At 58.4% G+C, this 18,220-nt stretch carries 21 protein-coding genes and 1 pseudogene; 13 read left to right on the top strand and 9 right to left on the bottom strand.

The genetic code is table 11. The annotated features are described in order from the left end of the window. The coding region (locus tag Q0239_RS01390; RefSeq protein WP_367276061.1) for a UPF0758 domain-containing protein at nt 1-328 on the bottom strand (328 nt) is incomplete at its 3' end. Nucleotides 329-362: 34 nt separating this feature from the next. Between Q0239_RS01390 and Q0239_RS01385 the strand changes: the two genes are divergently transcribed. From Q0239_RS01385 to Q0239_RS01350, 8 genes are all read left to right on the top strand, one after another. Next, nucleotides 363-3,482, top strand: a complete 3,120-nt coding sequence (locus Q0239_RS01385) for a YdbH domain-containing protein (protein WP_298597205.1) — start codon at nt 363-365, stop codon at nt 3,480-3,482. 59 nt (nt 3,483-3,541) lie between these two features. Continuing rightward, complete coding sequence (locus Q0239_RS01380) at nt 3,542-3,772, top strand: YnbE family lipoprotein (RefSeq protein WP_367276060.1); 231 nt, start codon at nt 3,542-3,544, stop codon at nt 3,770-3,772. Next, on the top strand, nt 3,772-4,176 hold the full coding sequence (locus tag Q0239_RS01375; protein WP_298597202.1) for a YdbL family protein: 405 nt from the start codon (nt 3,772-3,774) through the stop codon (nt 4,174-4,176). Before Q0239_RS01380 ends, Q0239_RS01375 begins: the two co-directional genes overlap by 1 nt. 170 nt (nt 4,177-4,346) lie before the next feature. After that, nucleotides 4,347-4,664: an AtpZ/AtpI family protein gene (locus Q0239_RS01370; protein ID WP_298597200.1), complete on the top strand. Its 318-nt coding sequence runs from the start codon at nt 4,347-4,349 to the stop codon at nt 4,662-4,664. A gap of 116 nt (nt 4,665-4,780) precedes the next feature. Beyond that, entirely contained in the window at nt 4,781-5,536 is a 756-nt protein-coding gene (locus Q0239_RS01365) for a F0F1 ATP synthase subunit A (protein WP_298597208.1), read from the top strand. Nucleotides 5,537-5,588: 52 nt separating this feature from the next. Next, nucleotides 5,589-5,816, top strand: a complete 228-nt coding sequence (locus tag Q0239_RS01360; protein WP_115548870.1) for a F0F1 ATP synthase subunit C — start codon at nt 5,589-5,591, stop codon at nt 5,814-5,816. Nucleotides 5,817-5,906: 90 nt separating this feature from the next. Further along, nucleotides 5,907-6,395, top strand: coding sequence for an ATPase (locus tag Q0239_RS01355; RefSeq protein WP_298597191.1), 489 nt, complete (start codon nt 5,907-5,909; stop codon nt 6,393-6,395). After that, complete coding sequence (locus tag Q0239_RS01350; protein WP_298597188.1) at nt 6,395-7,009, top strand: F0F1 ATP synthase subunit B; 615 nt, start codon at nt 6,395-6,397, stop codon at nt 7,007-7,009. Before Q0239_RS01355 ends, Q0239_RS01350 begins: the two co-directional genes overlap by 1 nt. 75 nt (nt 7,010-7,084) lie before the next feature. Here Q0239_RS01350 and Q0239_RS01345 read toward each other — a convergent pair whose 3' ends face one another. Then, a complete protein-coding gene (locus Q0239_RS01345) occupies nt 7,085-7,810 on the bottom strand; it encodes an SDR family oxidoreductase (RefSeq protein WP_298597185.1) in 726 nt (241 codons plus the stop codon). 46 nt (nt 7,811-7,856) lie between these two features. On the opposite strand from Q0239_RS01345, the gene uvrC reads away from it, so the two are divergent. Both uvrC and Q0239_RS01335 read left to right on the top strand, forming a co-directional pair. Then, a complete protein-coding gene (uvrC, locus tag Q0239_RS01340; RefSeq protein ID WP_298597182.1) occupies nt 7,857-9,797 on the top strand; it encodes an excinuclease ABC subunit UvrC in 1,941 nt (646 codons plus the stop codon). Further along, a complete protein-coding gene (locus tag Q0239_RS01335; RefSeq protein ID WP_298597179.1) occupies nt 9,797-10,687 on the top strand; it encodes an alpha/beta hydrolase in 891 nt (296 codons plus the stop codon). Before uvrC ends, Q0239_RS01335 begins: the two co-directional genes overlap by 1 nt. A gap of 155 nt (nt 10,688-10,842) precedes the next feature. On the opposite strand, the gene Q0239_RS01330 is transcribed toward Q0239_RS01335, so the two are convergent. After that, nucleotides 10,843-11,100, bottom strand: a complete 258-nt coding sequence (locus Q0239_RS01330; RefSeq protein ID WP_298597176.1) for a YjhX family toxin — start codon at nt 11,098-11,100, stop codon at nt 10,843-10,845. Nucleotides 11,101-11,343: 243 nt separating this feature from the next. Here Q0239_RS01330 and Q0239_RS01325 point away from each other — a divergent pair, with 243 nt between their 5' ends. Then, nucleotides 11,344-12,441, top strand: a complete 1,098-nt coding sequence (locus Q0239_RS01325; RefSeq protein WP_298597173.1) for an AI-2E family transporter — start codon at nt 11,344-11,346, stop codon at nt 12,439-12,441. Nucleotides 12,442-12,444: 3 nt separating this feature from the next. Here Q0239_RS01325 and Q0239_RS01320 read toward each other — a convergent pair whose 3' ends face one another. From Q0239_RS01320 to Q0239_RS01295, 6 genes are all read right to left on the bottom strand, one after another. After that, the gene (locus tag Q0239_RS01320; RefSeq protein ID WP_298597169.1) at nt 12,445-12,777 is read right to left on the bottom strand and encodes a TraR/DksA C4-type zinc finger protein; all 333 of its coding nucleotides are present in this window, start codon (nt 12,775-12,777) and stop codon (nt 12,445-12,447) included. 2 nt (nt 12,778-12,779) lie between these two features. Continuing rightward, the gene (locus tag Q0239_RS01315) at nt 12,780-13,031 is read right to left on the bottom strand and encodes a DUF465 domain-containing protein (protein ID WP_298597166.1); all 252 of its coding nucleotides are present in this window, start codon (nt 13,029-13,031) and stop codon (nt 12,780-12,782) included. A 92-nt stretch (nt 13,032-13,123) separates the two neighbouring features. Continuing rightward, the gene (locus Q0239_RS01310) at nt 13,124-13,537 is read right to left on the bottom strand and encodes a DUF6491 family protein (RefSeq protein ID WP_298597163.1); all 414 of its coding nucleotides are present in this window, start codon (nt 13,535-13,537) and stop codon (nt 13,124-13,126) included. Nucleotides 13,538-13,585: 48 nt separating this feature from the next. Next, nucleotides 13,586-14,248 carry an endonuclease III gene (gene nth, locus Q0239_RS01305; protein ID WP_298597160.1) on the bottom strand — a complete coding sequence of 221 codons (663 nt, stop codon included), beginning with the start codon at nt 14,246-14,248 and terminating at the stop codon, nt 13,586-13,588. A 7-nt stretch (nt 14,249-14,255) separates the two neighbouring features. Then, a complete protein-coding gene (astD, locus tag Q0239_RS01300) occupies nt 14,256-15,707 on the bottom strand; it encodes a succinylglutamate-semialdehyde dehydrogenase (RefSeq protein ID WP_298597157.1) in 1,452 nt (483 codons plus the stop codon). 100 nt (nt 15,708-15,807) lie between these two features. After that, nucleotides 15,808-17,193, bottom strand: a complete 1,386-nt coding sequence (locus tag Q0239_RS01295; protein WP_298597154.1) for a protein adenylyltransferase SelO family protein — start codon at nt 17,191-17,193, stop codon at nt 15,808-15,810. A gap of 40 nt (nt 17,194-17,233) precedes the next feature. On the opposite strand from Q0239_RS01295, the gene Q0239_RS01290 reads away from it, so the two are divergent. Both Q0239_RS01290 and Q0239_RS01285 read left to right on the top strand, forming a co-directional pair. Beyond that, nucleotides 17,234-18,091 (top strand): alpha/beta hydrolase, encoded by an 858-nt coding sequence (locus Q0239_RS01290; RefSeq protein WP_298597151.1) that lies wholly within the window; start codon nt 17,234-17,236, stop codon nt 18,089-18,091. Between the two features lie 5 nt (nt 18,092-18,096). Next, nucleotides 18,097-18,220: pseudogene (locus Q0239_RS01285) on the top strand (glycosyltransferase family 1 protein); the annotation flags it as partial.

The raw sequence follows: 18,220 nt of genomic DNA, 5'->3' as shown, positions 1-18,220 counted from the left end.
GCTTGATCGCCGCAGCGGCCTTTTCGCCGATACCTTTTTGATTCTGAAGGCTATACGCATCGGCGGTAAATACCGAAGATAGATTGCCATAATGTGCGATCAGTTGCTTCGCGATTGGCTTCGTATCGATTCGCGGAATAGCAAGCATCAGCAAATATTCGATCAGCTCGTGATCAAGTAAACCATCACCACCATTGTCCAAAAGGCGCTCGCGAAGGCGTTCGCGATGACCTTCGCCATAATTTTCATCTTTTTCGCGTGATGTAACCATTGAACGGGCTTGTTCCGCAATTTTGACTTCGCTGCAAGGCGTTTGGTAGAAATCCAAGTTGCATGGCGCAAGGCTTTGGCGCATTTGACTAATGATGGAAGAAGAGCTTCCCGAAGCACAGCCGACCCGGCGTTGGTCGAAGCGCCATTTGTTTGGCGCGGTGCTGATATTTTTGCTGTGCCTTGTTGCTTACGCTTGGTGGAAGCGCACCGAGATCGCGGACGGTTATGTGCGTGACTATTTGGAAACAAACGGAGTTCGCGCGGCCTATGAAATCGAAGAGCTCGGATTTCGCACCCAAAGGATTCGCAATGTTGTAGTCGGGGATCCGGCCAATCCCGATTTGATCGCAAAATCGGTAGAGTTAGAGCTTGCCATCGGATTTGGTGCGCCCAAGCTTCGCGAGGTTCGCGCCGCCGGGGTGCGACTGAAGGGACGCTTTGCCGACGGCAAGCTCCATCTGGGCGAACTAGACAAGCTCCGCGACATGGAGAGCAAGGAGCCGATCACGCTCCCCGACATCAATGTGCAATTGTCGGATGCCATCCTATCGTTGGCGACGCCTTGGGGCGGCGTCGGTATCGCCGCGCAGGGCAAGGGCAATTTGCGTAATCGTTTTGACGGAAAAATAGTTGCGCGCTCGGGGCAATTGGCCGGGGGAGGTTGCAGCGCTAGCGGCCTTCGTTACGACGGCACCGTCCGTATTCGTAATGTGCGGCCCGAATTTATTGGTCCCATCGCGGCGTCGTCAGCGGAATGTAATGCACAAAAATTGGCGCTCCAAGCCCCCGCTTTGGAAGGCAAAATCCAGTTTACCGAAGCATTTGATCGCTGGATCGGTGATTTCGCCTTCGGCGCAAAGTCAGCGCAGGCAGACAGGCGGCGGGCCGATGGTGTTGCCGGAAAACTCGCGCTGAACGGCAACCAACAACGGACGGAATATAATCTAGAACTATCGAAAGCAGCATTGCGCGCGCCGGAATTCGCGATGCGCAATCTGGCTGGCGAAGCTGAAGGAAGTTTTGGTTTCTCCGATGCCGGCTTGTCCTTTACAGCACGCGGCGATGCGCGCCTGGCCGGCGCATCTCTACCTCAATCGATGTTGCCATCAATGGATCAATTGGTGCGCGGCACAGCCTCGACCCCCATCGGCCCGGTTGTAGCGCGTCTCGATCCAGCGCTGCGCCGGGCGATCCGCAGCTTTGACGGTACGATGGCATTCGACATCGCCACTGCGCCAGCGGGAAGCAAGCTGGTGCTTAACGGCCTCTTCGTCCGCTCCGACAGTGGCGTAATTCTCCGGCAACAGGCGCCCTTTGCTTTGGTCGAAGGCCGTTTGGCCGAACCTGTGTCGTTGACGATGACAGGCGGTGATCTGCCAGCGGGCAAGCTACTACTACGTCAACGCGGTTCGGGGTGGTCAGGCACATTGAACCTGCAGCCCTATTCGGCCCCTGGCGGGACTATCAGCATCCCGATCCTCGCGTTCGAAGGTGGCGGGCGCAGGCCCTGGCGGTTTGACGGGCAGGCAACCGTTACCGGCCCCTTGCTGGGCGGCGTTGTGACTGGCCTAAGCCTGCCTATAGACGGGCTCGTTTCGGGAAGCGCTTTCAGCATGAATGCCGCATGCACCAACGTCCGTTATAGCGGATTGGCGACGGGTGCGCTTCGGCTTCCAGCTGGCAATTTACGGGCTTGCCCGCAAAGCGGCTCGATGCTCAGCGTTGCGGGCGGCGAAACGCGCTTTGCGCTGGTCATACCTGCACTGGCGGTTGCCGGGACGCTCGGCAACTCGCCACTCAAGGCCAGCGGTAGCAGTGTTACCTTCGATCTCGACAGCGGGTTTGGTGCGAACAATGTCGCGGTTGATTTGGGTCCTTCGGATAGCGTTAGCCGCTTCACGGTCGCTCGCCTCGATGGCATGCTCGAAGGACCCGGAGTTCGCGGCACGATCAGCGGCGGGGCGGGGCAGATTGGCAATGTCCCGTTACTGATCAACGAAGCCAGCGGTCAATGGCGGTGGCAGGGTGATTTTCTTGGGCTCGATTCGTCGCTGTTTGTTTCGGATGCCGCGCAAGTCGATCGCTTCAATCCGTTGAAGGTTTCCGATTTGCAGGTGACGCTCTCGAACAATGTGATCAGTGCGATCGGTAACCTGTACGAGCCCGAAACCGGCACCAAGGTTGCCGACGCGCAGATCATGCATAATCTCGGCACCAGCAACGGCAATGCCCTGCTTTCAGTTGAGGAGCTGCAGTTCAACGACCGGTTGCAGCCGGACATGCTGACCACATTGACGCTAGGCCATATCGCGGAAGTCAAAGGGCGGCTGAGCGGAGACGGGCGGATCGAATGGGACGGGCAGGGCGTACGCAGCAGCGGTCGTTTCTCCGTGCTCAACACCGATCTGGCCGCTGCCTTTGGCCCCGTTGAAGGTCTTGAGACCGAATTGCGATTTACTGATCTTCTAGGAATGGTCACCGAACCGGGGCAGATCGCGCGGGTGCGTTCGCTCAATCCTGGCGTGCCCACCTATGATGGTGTCATCCGCTATCAGTTGCTCCCCGACCAGAAAGTCAGGATCGAGGAGGGACGCTGGCCCTTTTACGGCGGCGAGCTGATCCTGGAACCGACCGTGCTCGATTTCGATGTCGAGGCGGAACGCAAGTTGACCTTCCGCCTGATCGGGCTCGACGCAGAGAAGTTCCTTGCGGGCTATGACTTGCAGAATTTGCAGGTAGCGGGGGTCTTTGACGGTACACTGCCGATGGTGTTTAATCAGGAAGGCGGGCGGATTGTTGGCGGTTCGCTTGTATCGCGGGCCGGGGGCGGTGAGCTGAGCTATCTTGGTGAACTCACCTATGAAGATATGGGCGCTTTCGCCAATTTTGCTTTCCAGGCGCTGCGTTCGATCCGCTTTCGCGAGATGCACATTGGTGTTGATGGCAAACTTGATGGCGAAATCATAACTGACGTGTCATTTGACGGGCTTCAGCAAGGCAGCCTCGCCAGGCAGAATTTCATCACAAAGCAACTCGCCAAGATACCGATCAAGTTCAACGTCCGCATTGAGGCAGAATTCCTGCAACTTATCGGTTCGATACGCGGCCTTTATGACGCTGACTATGCGCTGCAGCAGGGCAAGGATCTGATCAATCAGCAGAATAAACCAGTTCCGGTTGAAGGTCAGCCAGCGAGTGAAAAAAGATGAACAGAAACCAACGCAATATGAACGGCCTATTCAGCCTGCCGAAAGCGAGGGAGGGATATATGCGACACAGATTGACGGCGGATGGCAATGGTGCAATCCGTCTGAACATGAAGAAAGGGGCATTTCTCTTCGTTTGTTTGGCGGCAACGGCCCTGCCGGGCTGTGTGCAGGTTCAGGCACCCGATAAGCCGATTGTGATCAACCTCAACATCGCTATCCGTCAGGAAGTGCTGTACAGGCTGGATCAGGCTTCGAAGGAAGTGATCGAAGAGAATTCGGAGATATTTTGATGGCTTTGAGTGAAAAGATGAAAGACCGTATCGAAATGGTTGCAGCCGCGTTGCTGATCGGTGCAGCTGTTGCCGGTAGCGGCGCAATAGCGCAGCGCGATCCAGCTTACCAGCAAGCGCGGGCCGACGGCTTGATCGGTGAAAAGACCGACGGCTATCTCGGCTTTGTCACGCCGCCTTCGCCCGCCGTAAAAGCACTGGTCGATGATCTCAACATTAAGCGTAAGGCGAAATATACCGAAGAAGCGCTAGCGAACGGCGCGACCGTCGAGGAAATGGCCTTCCGCACCGGCTGCCGTCTGATCAAGGAACGTACGGCGCCCGGCGAAATGTATCAGGCCCCCGACAAGAGCTGGAAAACGCGTGACGCCAGCCCGCCTGTTGTGGATGTGCGCTGCCCGTAACGCCGCGGAGCTGATGATATTGAAGGCCCGGGAAAGCAATTTTCCGGGCCTTTGCTTTTGCGCTGCAGCATGCGGTTGACTTCGCTCTGGCGCTCTCCTAAAGGGCGCGTGCCTTGGCGGGGTTGCCCGGAGTCTTGGCGGTTCTCCCTTGCGAAAACAGGAGGAATTGCATGGCTTCAGAAGATCCCGCGCAGGATGGCAACGGCACAAAAGACCCTCGGCTCGATTCGTTAGACATGCAGCTGAAAAAGGTCCGGAAAGCCGAGGCAGAACGTACGGGGCAGGACGTGCCCCCAGCCAAAGGAATGCGGCAGGGGAACCGGGTCTTGACCGAACTGATCGCCGGTCCTGCGGGTGGTGCTCTTGTCGGTTGGTTGTTCGACCAGTTGTTTGACACCGCGCCAGCGCTCTTGTTGGTCTGCATGTTTTTGGGCATCGCAGTCGCCTTCAGGAACATATACAAGATTTCGCAGGAGCGTCCGGAATAATACCTTGAGAGGTGTTGTGGGGCGCTTCGGTCGTATAAACGCGGCCCCGCTTGCGGGGCTGTTGGCATAAGCAGGGTACGGAAAAAGTGGCAGGCGCAAGCGGCAAAATCGATCCGATGCACCAGTTCCAGATTGAGCCTTTGGCGAAGCTGGATCTTTTTGGTTACGACATCTCGTTCACCAACTCGTCGCTGTTTATGCTCGTCGTTCTCGGCGCCATCTGGATTTTTATGGCCGGTGGCATGAAGCGTGAACTCGTTCCCGGTCGCTGGCAGATGGCTGTCGAAGGCGTCACCGGCTTTATCAACAACATGATGAGCTCGAGCATCGGACCCGAGGGCAAGAAATATGTGCCCCTGGTCTTCTCGCTTTTCATGTTTATCCTTTTCGCGAATTTCATGGGCATGATGCCGATCGGTATCGTTCCGGGCGCGCATGCCTTCACCGTAACCAGCCACCTGACGGTCACTGCGGTGCTCGCCGTGCTCAGCTTCGGTACAGTACTGGTAGTCGGCCTTTGGAAGCACGGCCTGCATTTCTTCAGCCTGTTCGTCCCGCATGGTACGCCTTGGTGGCTGCTGTGGCTCATCCCGCTGATCGAGCTGTTCTCGTTCCTCATCCGCCCCTTCAGCCTCGCACTGCGTCTTTTCGTCGCGATGACGGCGGGCCACGTGCTGATGAAGGTGCTTGCAGGCTTCGTGATTAACGGCCTCAATGCCGAAGCGCTTTGGGTTGCCCCTCTGGTCGCTCTCCCCTCTTTCATCCTGATGATCGGTATCACCCTGCTTGAACTGCTGGTGTGCGCCATTCAGGCCTATGTCTTTGCGCTTTTGACCTCGCTCTACATCAATGACGCGGTCAATCTGCACTGAGTTTTTTCGACGATTTTTCAACCAAGTTTGAGTTTTAACAGGAGTTAGTATCATGGAAGCAGAAGCAGCAAAATTGATCGGTGCCGGTCTCGCAGCTATTGGTGCGGGTCTCGCAGCTGGCGGCGTGGGTAACGTCTTCGGTTCGTTCCTTCAGGGCGCATTGCGCAACCCCGCGGCTGCCGACAGCCAGCAGGGCCGTCTCTTCATCGGCTTCGCGGCTGCCGAACTTCTCGGCCTGCTTGCGTTCGTCGTGGCGATGATCCTGATCTTCGTTGCCTAAGAGTTTTTAGGGGAGGATACCCCGGCGCATTGACGCCGGGGGCCACTTTCCCGAAAATTTGAATAACCCTCCATCGAGCGAGCGGATCAAATGCCTCAAATCGCCCAGATACTGGAAACCTATGCCTCGCAGTTCTTTTGGATGCTGCTGGTTTTCGGCATTCTCTATTTCGTGATTGGCCGCGGCATGGTGTCGAAAATCGACGCCAATGTCGAAGCCCGCGATCGCAAGATTGCTGATGACCTTGCTGCTGCCGAAAAGGCACGTGCCGAAGCCGACGGACTGGTAGCGGGCGGAAGCGACGCATTGAATGCCGCTCGTAGTGAAGCGCAAGCCAAGGCGGCTGCCGCCAAGGCCAAGGGCGCCAAGGATGCCGAGGCACGTCTTGCCAAAGCGGACGAGGAAATCTCGGCCAAGCTAGCAGCAGCTGAGGCCGATCTGGCCAAAGCGCGCGCCAAGGCAATGGCGGGAATCGAAAGCGTAGCAGCCGAAGCTGCGGCAGACATCGTCGCCAAGGTTTCGGGTGCAAAGGTCAGCGCTGCCCAGGCGGCGACTGCAGTGAAGGCGGTATTGAGCTGATGACACAGGCAGCAGCCCCTGAAGCCATGGCCACCGAAAAGGCCGTGATTGACAACACCACCGTTGACGGCGCCCCAGTAGCCGAGACACACGCTTCGACCGAAGCACATGGCGGAGAGGCGCATGCCGCACCCGCCGCTCTTGGCATGGATGCGACGATGTGGGTCGCACTCGCGATGCTTGTCGTGATTGCACTGTTCATCTGGAAGAAAGTGCCCGCCATGATCGGTGCGGCGCTCGACAAGCAGATTGATGGCATCAAGGCGCAGCTCGATCAGGCGACCAACCTGCGGAAGGAAGCCGAGGCGATAAAGGCTGACTATGAAGCCAAGGCGAAGCAGGCCGCCGCTGACGCTGAAGCGATGAAGGCGCATGCCGAGGAAGAGGCCAAAGCAATTGTTGCTAAGGCCAAGACCGACGCAACCGCGCTGATCGCACGCCGTGCGCAATCGGCGGAAGACAAGATTGCGGCCGCTGAACGTGCTGCCATCGCAGACGTCCGCGCCAAGGCTGCCGCCGCTGCCGCTGCCGCCGCAGAGGCGCTGATCGCTGCGCATCATGATGCCAAGGCAGATGCCGGGCTGGTTGATGCTACGATAGCCAAGTTGAATTGACCTGGTGTCCCCTCCCGCAGCGGGAGGGGCTAGGGGTGGGGCGCGTCTCGTCAGAGGCGCGCTTTTTCTTTGCCTTCAATAATTGATCATAATCTTTCGCGCCAAAGCGGGAGAGACACTCTCCACAATCCGCAGCAGCTTCGTCATGCCAACATTCGCCTCGTTGGCATTTGTCTCCATCGCGTCGACAATCTGCGCAGCGCATTGCGAAGCGGGCATCTTGCTCTTGCCCGCGCGACCTGCGGTCAATTTGGTTTCAACGACAGGCGGCAGCACCTCCAGCACATGGATTGCGGTGTCGCGCAACTGGTGCCGTAACGCCATGGTGTAGCTGCGCAGCCCCGCTTTGGTCGCGCAATAGATCGGCCCGCCGGAACGTGGCGCAATGGCCAGCCCTGATGTCACATTGACGATCATTGCCTCGGGCCGCGATTTCAGCACGGGCATCAAGTGCGTAATCAAATGGATCGGCGCGTTCAGGTTCGCCGCGATGCAGCGGTCATTATCCGCCAGATCGGGTTCGGCTTCGCGGAAATCATGGTCGCTGCCAAGGCCCGCATTGTTGATCAATATGTCGATATCCCGCCCTTTGACCGCAGTCAGGATCGCGTCGACTCCCGCTTGCGACGACAGATCCGCCGTAATGACTTCATAGCCCGCGGCCTTGGCGGCCTCGATCCTCTCGGGCGTGCGACCGGTAACAATCACAGTTGCACCCTTGGCCTTCAGTTGCCCGGCTAGCTCGCGGCCGATGCCATCGGTACCGCCAGTCAACAATATGGTCTTGCCGTTCAGTTGCATTTAGGCTGTTCCTCTTCCGCCGACTTAAGTAGCGCAACAGAGCACAATGTCCAAAGCAGAACGCCCCGATCAGCCCAACGCCGCATCGCGCTTCAATGAAGAGGCTGCAACTTATGCCGTGCGTGGTGCGGACCAGCCCGATCTGGAGGGCGGGGTGGCGGCGATCCGAAATGTGCTGAAGACATTGCCGGCAAAGCCAGGTGTTTACCGCATGCATGACGCCCGCGGCGATGTGCTCTATGTGGGCAAAGCGCGCGCGCTCAAAAACCGCGTCACCAACTATACGCAGGTCGATCGGCTGCCCAACCGGCTGCGGCGGATGGTTTCGCTGACGCGCAGCATGACGATTGTCACGACGAACAGCGAGGCAGAGGCGCTGCTTCTCGAGGCGCAGCTGATCAAGCGCTATCGCCCCGCCTACAACGTTCTGTTGCGTGACGACAAAAGCTTCCCCTTCATCCTGCTGCGTGCCGATCATGATTTCCCGCGCATCCAGAAGCATCGCGGGGCGCGGCGGCATAAGGGCGAATATTATGGACCCTTCGCAAGCGCCGGTTCGGTCAACGTCACGCTTAACGCGCTTGAAAAACTGTTTCTTCTGCGCAGCTGCACCGACAGCTTCTTCAACAACCGCGACCGGCCCTGTTTGCTCTACCAGATCAAGCGCTGCTCGGCACCCTGTGTGGGCCGTATCGACAAGGCGGGCTATGCCGAGCTGGTGGCCGATGCCAAGGCCTTCCTCGGCGGCAAATCGACGGCGGTGCAGGCGAAGCTGGCGAAAGAGATGGAAGGCGCTGCCGAAGCGCTCGATTTCGAACGCGCGGCGCTGTTGCGCGATCGTCTGAAGGCGCTGACCTTCATCCAGGGGAGCCAGGCGATCAATGCGGCGGGGATTGGCGATGCCGATATCTTCGCGCTGGCGCATAAGCAGGGGGTGATCGGCATCCAGGCCTTCTTCATCCGCGGCGGGCAGAATTGGGGCCACCGTGCCTTTTTCCCCGCGCATATTCAGGACAGCAGCGATGAAGAAGTGCTGACTTTGGTGCTGGCGCAGTTCTACGAAGAGGTGCCACCCGCGCGCCTTCTGCTGCTCGACCGTGAATTGCCAGAAGCCGATTTGCTGGCCGAGGCGCTCAGCGAACGGGCAGGGCGCAAGGTTGAGATAGCGGTCCCGCAACGCGGCGATCGTGTGCGGCTGGTTGCACAGGCCAAGCGCAGCGGGGAAGGGGCGCTGGGCGGGCGGCGGGGGGAAACGCCGCCGCGGGGCAACTTGTGGGGGGGGGTGGCGGGGCTGTCCGCCCTTTCCGAACCGCCGCAGCGGATCGAGATTTACGACAACAGCCATATTCAGGGCAGCAATGCACTCGGCGCGATGGTGGTCGCGGGGCCGGAGGGCTTCATCAAGGGCCAGTATCGCAAGTTCAACATCAAGCAGGTTGCGACCGATGACGACTTTGCGATGATGCGTGAGGTGATGGAGCGTCGCTTCTCCCGCGCGCAGGAGGAGGATCCGGATCGGGACAAGGGAGAATGGCCCGACCTTGTCTTGATCGACGGTGGCAAAGGGCAGGTGAGCGCGGTGCGCGAAGTGTTCGAACGGCTTGGCATAGAGGATGTGCCCTATATCGGCATCGCCAAGGGGCCGCATCATGGCCGTGAAGGGCGTGAGGTTTTCCACTTCCCAGACGGTCGCGAATTGACTCTGCCGGTCAACGCGCCGGTGCTGTTCTACCTGCAACGCCTGCGCGATGAAGTGCACCGCTACGCTATCGGCGCGCACCGCACCAAGCGCGCCAAGGCAATCACTGCCAGCCCGCTCGACGAAGTGCCCGGCATCGGCCCCGCGCGCAAAAAAGCGCTTCTGCTCCACTTCGGCACCGCCCGCGCCGTGCGCAGCGCAAGCCTTGAGGATTTACAGAAAGCGCCCGGTGTGTCAGCCGCGGTCGCGCAGACAGTGTATGATTTCTATCATGGGGGAGGGGAATAATGCCGAAAATCAAAGCGAATGGTATTGAACTTTACTACGAAGACAATGGCCCCGCCGATGCGCCGGAGATCCTGCTTGTCATGGGGCTGGGTGCGCAGATGATTGCCTGGCCGGACGAGCTCATTCAGGGCCTCGTCGGTAAGGGCTTCCGCGTTATCCATTATGACAACCGCGATGTCGGCATGTCGCAGCGGATGGAAAAGGCGGCGACGCCCAATCTGATCTGGACGATGTTCAAGGCGCGGCTCGGGCTGCCGCTGGGTGTTGGCTATACGCTTTCCGATATGGCGAAGGACGGTATCGGCTTGCTCGATGCGCTGGGTATCCAGCGGGCGCATGTCGTTGGCGCGTCGATGGGCGGGATGATTGTGCAACTGATGGCGGTGAACCATCGCGACCGCCTGCTGAGCATGACCTCGATCATGTCCTCCAGCGGCGCGCCCGGATTGCCCGGCCCGCGTGCGGATATTCGTCGCCAGATGATGGCTGCGCGGCCGTCGGGTGCCAATCGCGACGATGCGGTCGCTTTTGGTGCGGAACTGGTGAAGTCCTTTTCTTATCCCGATCCGGCGCGCCCTGAGGATGCCCCTGCCGAAATGGCGGGGCGCGCCTTTGATCGTGGCTATTATCCGGTCGGCACGCGGCGCCAGTTGCTGGCGATCATCGCCGATGGCAGCCGTGTCGAGCGGTTGAAGACGATCACCACGCCGACGCTCGTCGTTCACGGCGGTGCCGACCCGCTGGTGCCAAAGGATGGAAGCATCGATATTGCCCGCCATGTGCCAGAGGCACGGCTGGAGATAATCGACGAGATGGGCCACGACCTGCCGCCGTCACAGGTGGACCGCATGGCGGAGTTGATTTCGGGGCACGCTCACGCTTCAGCTTAATTATCCTCCCCATCGACTTGCGATGGGGAGGGGGACCACCGAAGGTGGTGGAGGGGAGGCGGGCAGGAGCCCGCACAACGGTCGTTGTAATTCCCCTCCGTCAGTTGCTGCGCAACTGCCACCTCCCCATCGCAAGTCGATGGGGAGGAAGGAGTTCACCGATTATCCAACTGCCCCCGCACGGCGCGTAACCCTTCTCGCGTGATGCGATAGGGCGCGCCGCCAGCACTGGCGATCAGCCTTTTGCGGCGCAGCTTCTGAAACACCGCGATGGTGCAATCATCGAGCCGCCAGCCATCGCGGTTCATGCAATTGACCTCGATGATGCGGCCCTTGTCGTCAAAGCGGTGGATGATCGAACCGCCCTGCGCCAGCGCGTGCAAAACGCGCTGTTCATATTTTGAAACATTCATGGAAAACCTGTCCGTTGAACACGAAAAACAGGCCGGAACGCGCTGCGCGCTTCGGCTTTCACGGTCGGCGATCAGCGTGAGCAGGTCACGCGCGCCGGTTCAACGGATGGCAATCTCTTGCATAATTTCCCCAATGGACGGCGAAGAACTAGCATAGCCGCTGCGCGAAGCAAGATGCGGCGGTGTATTAGGCGCCTAACTCTGGGCATGACATCTGCCTGAATTGCCGTTATTCCTCGGCCCATGAGCGAGAAGCCCCAGTCAACCGCCGAGAAACTGCAGCACGACACCCAGTTTGAGGATCGCGTCCTTGTCGGCTTCGTTCTGGCAGTATCGCTGGCGATGGCGTGGATTGCCTGGCCGTTTTTCGGCGCGATACTGTGGGCACTGGTGGTGACGATCGCCTTTGCACCAGTGCATGATCGGTTGCTGCTCAAGATGCCCGCGCGCAAGAACACGGTTGCTTCTCTTACGCTGTTGCTCGTGATTGCGCTGGTTATCATTCCCGCCTTCATCGTCGGTTCTCTGATGGTCGATGAGGCGCTGCGCACCTATGACTCGGTGCAGACCAAGGAAATTGATTTTGCCAAGCTCGGGCAAGAGTTGCAGGCGGTTATCCCGCAACGCTGGCAGGATATGGCGGGGCGCTACATCACCCCCGATTTTGAAGAGCTGCAGTCAAAGGCCAGCGCACTGGTGACAACCGGGGTGCAAATCATTGCAGGGCAGGCAGTGTCGGTGGGCCAGCGCGCGTTCAACTTTGCGATGGCGCTGGGCGTGATGCTTTATCTGACCTATTTCCTGCTGCGCGATGGCCGCCAGATCACCCGCCGTATAGGAGAGGCCATCCCGATGCGTGCCGAGCAGCGCAAAGCCTTTTTCGACAAGTTCACCACGGTAATCCGCGCAACGGTGAAGGGCAGCATCGTTGTCGCCATCGTTCAGGGCATTTTGGGCGGACTGATATTCGCGTTTCTCGATATTCGAGCCGCCGTATTGTGGGGTGTGGTGATGGGATTGTTCTCGCTGATCCCCGCCGTCGGCACGGGGATCATCTGGGTTCCTGTGTCGATTTACCTGCTAGCGACGGGTAGCATGTGGGAGGGTGTTACCCTGTTGCTGCTCGGCATTTTCGTCATCAGCATGGTCGACAATGTCCTGCGCCCGATACTAGTGGGTCAGGATACGCAGATGCCGGATTATGTCGTTCTGATTTCAACGCTGGGCGGTTTGAGTGTACTCGGTATAAACGGCCTGATTGTCGGCCCTGTCATTGCGGCGATGTTCATTTCCGCTTGGGAAATCTTCACCGAAAACAGGGCCGTTGCGAGCACAAGCTAGCGCTCAGTGATTTTCAAGCTCGCGCGCGCAGGCGATGCATAAAGCGGCTTCGGGATGGGCCTCGAGCCGTTTTTCGCCGACATCTTCACCACAGCGGGTACATTCGCCATAGCTGCCATCCTCCACCCGAGCCAAAGCTGCTTTGACTGCAACGATTTCCCGTCCCAGCAGGACTTCTTGCCCCTCCAGCGCATCGTCATCCTCACGCTCGGTCGCCTGTTCTTCAAAGTCGGCACTCAGCGGTTCGGCCAAGTCGGCCTCGATGCGCCCGGCCCTTGCTTCCAGTTCGGCCAGCCTTGTCTCAAGCCCGGATTTGACGCTTTTCAGATCGGTCATGCTTATGCTCCTGCCTTCGCAGCCGAAAGCATAGCTGAAACCTGATCGAGAATCGACAGGCGTTCCTTTTTCAGGTCTTCGGTCCGTTCGTCCGATGCGGCTTCGATGCCGGCTTCGATCCGATGAATTTCACGATTCAAATCGTGATAATGGTCAGCCAATTTGGCAAAATGCGGGTCGTTCACCTTCAACTGGTGCAGGACCTCCGCATCGTTGGGAAATTCGGCGTGCAATTCGTGGGCTACATGGGTCATATTTTGTCCTTATCGTTGGTCTGATGCCAACAATCTGGCCCACTTTCCCATTTTCCGCTTTGCGCAAGATCAAAGCGTTGCGACGAAAGGCGTTATTTCGATTGCACTTTCTGCATGGGCTGGAACTTGCCCAGCCCGCATCCCGCCCCTTCATGCAGCCCACTGCCGAAAGACTGCAGTACGCGAATGGTATCAACGTTGCAGAGTTGGTTCAGGCTGGTGCGATATGAGAAACGCTGCTCAAAGCCAAGGCTGGGGCAGCTATGGGGAAGGGTGTTGCGATACACTTTCCCTCCGGCCATTTTGAAATCGATTGTGCGGTCATCAATGACTTTGGAAGACCGGACTTGCGATAAAGTGATGCAACTGACCGGTTCGCCGCTAGGCTCATATGCCGCCAGGGCTTTGGCGCGCCGCTCGCTAACGCTGCCTCCGGAAACCGCAGAGGTAGCGACGCCTCCGATTGCGATGGTCGTTGCAAGGGCCAATAGAAGTCGTTTTTTCATATCGCTTCCCTTTCTTCCAGTCGTAGCCGGTTTATCGCCTTTGTTAGCTTAACCCTTGCTGACCGTCTTTGTCTTAGGTGCGGCAGTTTTTGGTTTGAACTTGCACAAGTCGGCAACCACGCAGCGCCAACATTCGGGCGTTCTTGCCTTGCAGACATAACGTCCATGCAGGATCAGCCAATGATGTGCGCCGAGGCGAAAGGGTGCAGGCGTTTTCTTGTCGAGCTGTTTCTCGACCGCCAGCGGCGTCTTGCCCTTGGCGAGGCCGGTGCGGTTGCCGACGCGAAAGATATGGGTGTCGACCGCGAATGTCTCCGCGCCAAAGGCGGTGTTCATCACGACATTGGCTGTCTTGCGACCTACACCGGGCAGCGTTTCCAAAATGTCGCGATCGGCGGGGACCTCTCCGCCATGCCCGCGCACCAAAATTTCGGATAGCGCGATTACATTCTTTGCCTTGGCGTTGAACAGGCCAATGGTCTTGATATGCTGTTTAAGGCCTTCCTCGCCCAGATCGACCATCTGCTGCGGTGTCTTGACGCTTTCGAATAATTTGCGGGTCGCCTTGTTGACCCCGACATCGGTCGCCTGCGCGGACAGGACGACTGCGACCAGCAGCTGATAATCATTGCCATATTCCAGCTCGGTTTCGGGCGACGGATTGTCTTCGGCCAACCGACGGTAAAATTCGAAAATGTCCGCTTTGTTCATGCCGCCCTTATTTGGCGGATTCTACCGCGCTGTCATCGGAAAAAGCGACCATATCGTCGCGCAGGCCGATGCCGATCATCGCCCTTGGGACATCGGCTTCGGATGAAACGACGGGAAAAGCGCAGTAATCGGCGGCATAATATGCGCTAGGGCGATGATTGCCCGAAAGCCCGACGCCACCGAAAGGCGCCGCGGAGGATGCACCATTGGTGGGTTGGTTCCAGTTGACGACACCGGCACGGCTGTTCGCCCAAAACTCGTTATATTGCTCCGGCGTTCCGCCGATCAGCGAGGCGGACAGGCCAAAGCGAGTATTGTTCGCCTCGTCGATGGCCTCGCCAAATGTCTCGACACGAATAACCTGGAGCAAGGGACCGAACAGTTCGATATCCGGCCGTTCGCGCATATTGGTGACATCGATGATCCCAGGCGACAGGAAAGGACGTTCGGGTTGTGGGCGGGTCATATGCCGGATCGGACGTCCGCCATGGCTCATCAGCGCCAGGAAGCTCTCGGTCAGACCATCGGCGGCCTCATTGTCGATGACGGGACCCATGAACGGTGGCACCTCTGCATGCGGTTCGTCGATCACCAGCCGATCAACCAGTCGCTTCAGCTCGGGAATGAACTGATCGTACAGGCTCTGTTTGATGATCAACCGTCGGGCGGCGGTGCAGCGTTGCCCTGCTGACAGGAAGGCCGATTGCACAACCAACACGGCGGCGCTGTGCATGTCGTGTGTATCCCAGACAATGACCGGATTATTTCCGCCCATTTCAAGCGCCAGAATCTTGTCCGGGCGTGAAGCAAATTGTCGGTTAAGCGCAATCCCTGTCTGTGCAGATCCAGTGAACAGCAAACCGTCCAATCCGGGATGGCCGGAAAGGGCCTTCCCGGTGTCTGGCCCACCCTGCACGATGTTGACGACTCCGTCGGGTATCCCGGCCTTGCGGAAATATTCGACCAGCATCTCGCCAACGGCTGGTGTCTTCTCGCTCGGTTTGAAGACTATAGCGTTGCCGGCAATAAGCGCAGGAACGATATGGCCATTGGGCAGATGCGCGGGGAAGTTATAAGGCCCCAGCACGGCCAGCACGCCATGCGGTTTGTGGCGAACGGCATTGCGCGTCCCCGGTTTACCATCGAAGCGGCGTTGCGAAGTGCGGTCGGCATAAGCCTTGACCGAGATATCGACCTTGTTGACGACGGATTCGACTTCGTTGCGCGCTTCCCATAGCGGCTTACCCGTTTCGCGAGCGATACAGTCGGCAAAAATTTCCAGATCGGCCTTCACCCGGCTTCCGAAGGATCGGACTTTCGCGATCCTGTCACTCAGAGGGGCAGCAGCCCAATTGGGCCAGGCCGCGCGTGCCGCGCTAACCGCCGCATCGACATCACTGGTCACGCCGCGCCACAGCACGGCTCCCGTCGCAGGTTCGTAGGATACCAGTTCAGTCAAATCTTATATTGCCCTAGCGCAATCATTTCATGGCCATTTACCATAGTTTGCCGCTTCCAGCTTTACATCAAGTAAATACTCCATCGTATGGCATGTAAAATCACCTGTTTCTCAGCGCAGCGCCAAAGCGGCGCACCGCGTCAATTTTGCACGACAGCGGCGCCCAGTCGTCGCCGGTTGCAATCGCTTGCCAGATTGCCTCCACCTCATCGATCAGCATCGAACAGGGTTCATTCTCTGCCCAATAAGGCATTGGGGGGGAAGCAACGGGTTCAAACTGACCCAGAATTTCGGCGAAAGAGGCATAGCGTTCGCCGCCATAGCCCCGCTCCGATTGCAGTCCTCCGCGATGATAGTGGAAGAAATCGGCAATCGGTATTGCTGCATCAATCATCGCCCGCTCACCCGCCTCAACGAGGGCGCGATCCGTCTCAATACCTTTGGACGCCACCCCCAGTCGCCAAAGGAAGCGCTCGACAATCGCCGCCTGAAACAGGGCCGGGAAGCGTTCAAGCGCCTCGACCAAAGGCGGTGCTTCGCTAATCAGGCGCAGCGAAATAGCCAATTGGGCTAGATTCCAGTGCATCGCCTCCGCCTGCCGACCAAAAGCGTAAAGACCTTGATGGTCGAAATAGGCAGCCGTGAAACGCGGATCCCAATTTGGGTTGAACCGCCACGGGCCATAGTCAAAGCTCTCCCCTGTGACGTTGATATTATCGCTGTTGAGTACGCCATGCACGAAACCAGCCACCATGAAGCTGGCAGCTTGCTGTGCAATCCGTTCAACCGCGCCGTTGAGCAATTGGGCCGCCGGGTTCTCTCCGGGTTCCTGCTCATACAGGTGGATGAGGACGTAGCGCGTCAGCCGGTCAATCATTGCCGCATCATCTTCATAGGCCAGCCGCTGAAACGCGCCGATCCGGATATGGCTATGGTTCAACCGCACCAGTACCGCCGAACGGGTGGGGGACGGCTCATCATTGCGCGACAGTTCCTCACCCGTTTCGATAACCGAAAAGGTTTTTGATGTTTCGACGCCCAGCGCTTCGAGCATTTCCGTCGCCAATATCTCGCGCACCGCGCCTTTCAGCGTCAGTCGCCCGTCGCCATCGCGGCTATAGGGTGTTTTTCCCGATCCCTTGGTGCCAAGGTCAAGCAAACGCCCCAAATGGTCGCGCAGCTGGGCAAGCAAGAAGCCGCGCCCGTCGCCAATATCGGGGTTGTACACACGGAACTGGTGTCCGTGATAACGAAGCGCCAGCGGTTGCGGCAGATTGTCGGGCAGCGGCTTGAAGCGGGCGAAATGCTCGATCCATTCGGCATCGCTCAATCCCTCAAGCCCGACAGTCGCAGCCCAGCGATCGTTGCGGTACCGCAATATGGCATCGGGAAAGTCGGCAGGCCGCACTGGATCACCAATTTTGTCGCCAAGGCTGGTGATTTTCGGATCAGCACGGTAGGGGGCGGGGGAGGGATTCACATTCATCGTCCGCAATGTCTGGGGGCAGCGGAACAGAAAGGCAAGCATGGCGGATTTCGAAGACGCCTATTGGTGGTCGAACGACGAACTGCGGCTGCATTACCGGGATTATCCCGGCCCCGCATCCCGTTCGCCTATCATCTGCATGCCGGGCCTAACCCGCAACGCCCGAGATTTTGAGCCGGTTGCCCAATTGCTGGGCGGCAAGCGCCGCATGCTCGCCATCGATTTTCGCGGTCGCGGTGAAAGTGCCTATGCCAAAGATCCGATGACCTATGTCCCGCTCACCTACGCGCAGGATATGGACATCCTGCTGCGCGAACTGGACCTCAAGAAATTTGTGTTGTGCGGCACTTCGCTTGGCGGGATTGTCTCCATGCTGCTCGCGGCACAGTGGAAAGACAGGCTGTCGGGAGTGATCCTCAACGATGTCGGCCCCGAAATCGGTAAGGCCGGGGCAGAGCGTATTCGCGGCTATGTCGGGCAGGGGCGCAGCTTCGAAACCTGGATGCACGCCGCGCGGGCAATGGCCGAGGCGCAAGGCGATATCTATCCCGACTACCGGCTCGAAGAATGGCTACGCTTCGCCAAGCGCACCTGCAAATTGTCATCCAACGGACGGATTGTGTTCGATTATGACATGAAGATATCAGAGCCGTTCAAACTGCCCGGCGGCGAAGCGGGTGTCGATCTGTGGCCGCTATTTTCTATGCTGGAAGATGTGCCCTTGCTCGTCCTGCGCGGCGAAAAATCGGATATCCTTGAAAAAGCGACCGCTGCGAAAATGGTGAAGAAAGCGAAGCAGGCAAGTCTGGTGACGGTAAAGGGCGTCGGCCACGCGCCTTCGCTCGATGAGCCAGAAGTACAGACAGCGATTGCGGAATTTCTGAAGTCGATCAAATAGGTACAATGTCCAAAGTTCGCATTCTCCATCTTTTCAGCAGCTTCGACCTTGGCGGGAAAGAGGCGCGCGCGGTGCGCCTGATGAACCATTTCGGGGGTAAGGCGAAGCACACCGTGCTGTCTGCCGTGC

The organism is uncultured Sphingorhabdus sp. (genome assembly GCF_937872355.1).
GTDB lineage: Bacteria > Pseudomonadota > Alphaproteobacteria > Sphingomonadales > Sphingomonadaceae > Sphingorhabdus_B.
The sequence above is the reverse complement of the archived record's forward strand: the minus strand, read 5'-3'. Positions and strand labels throughout refer to the sequence as shown.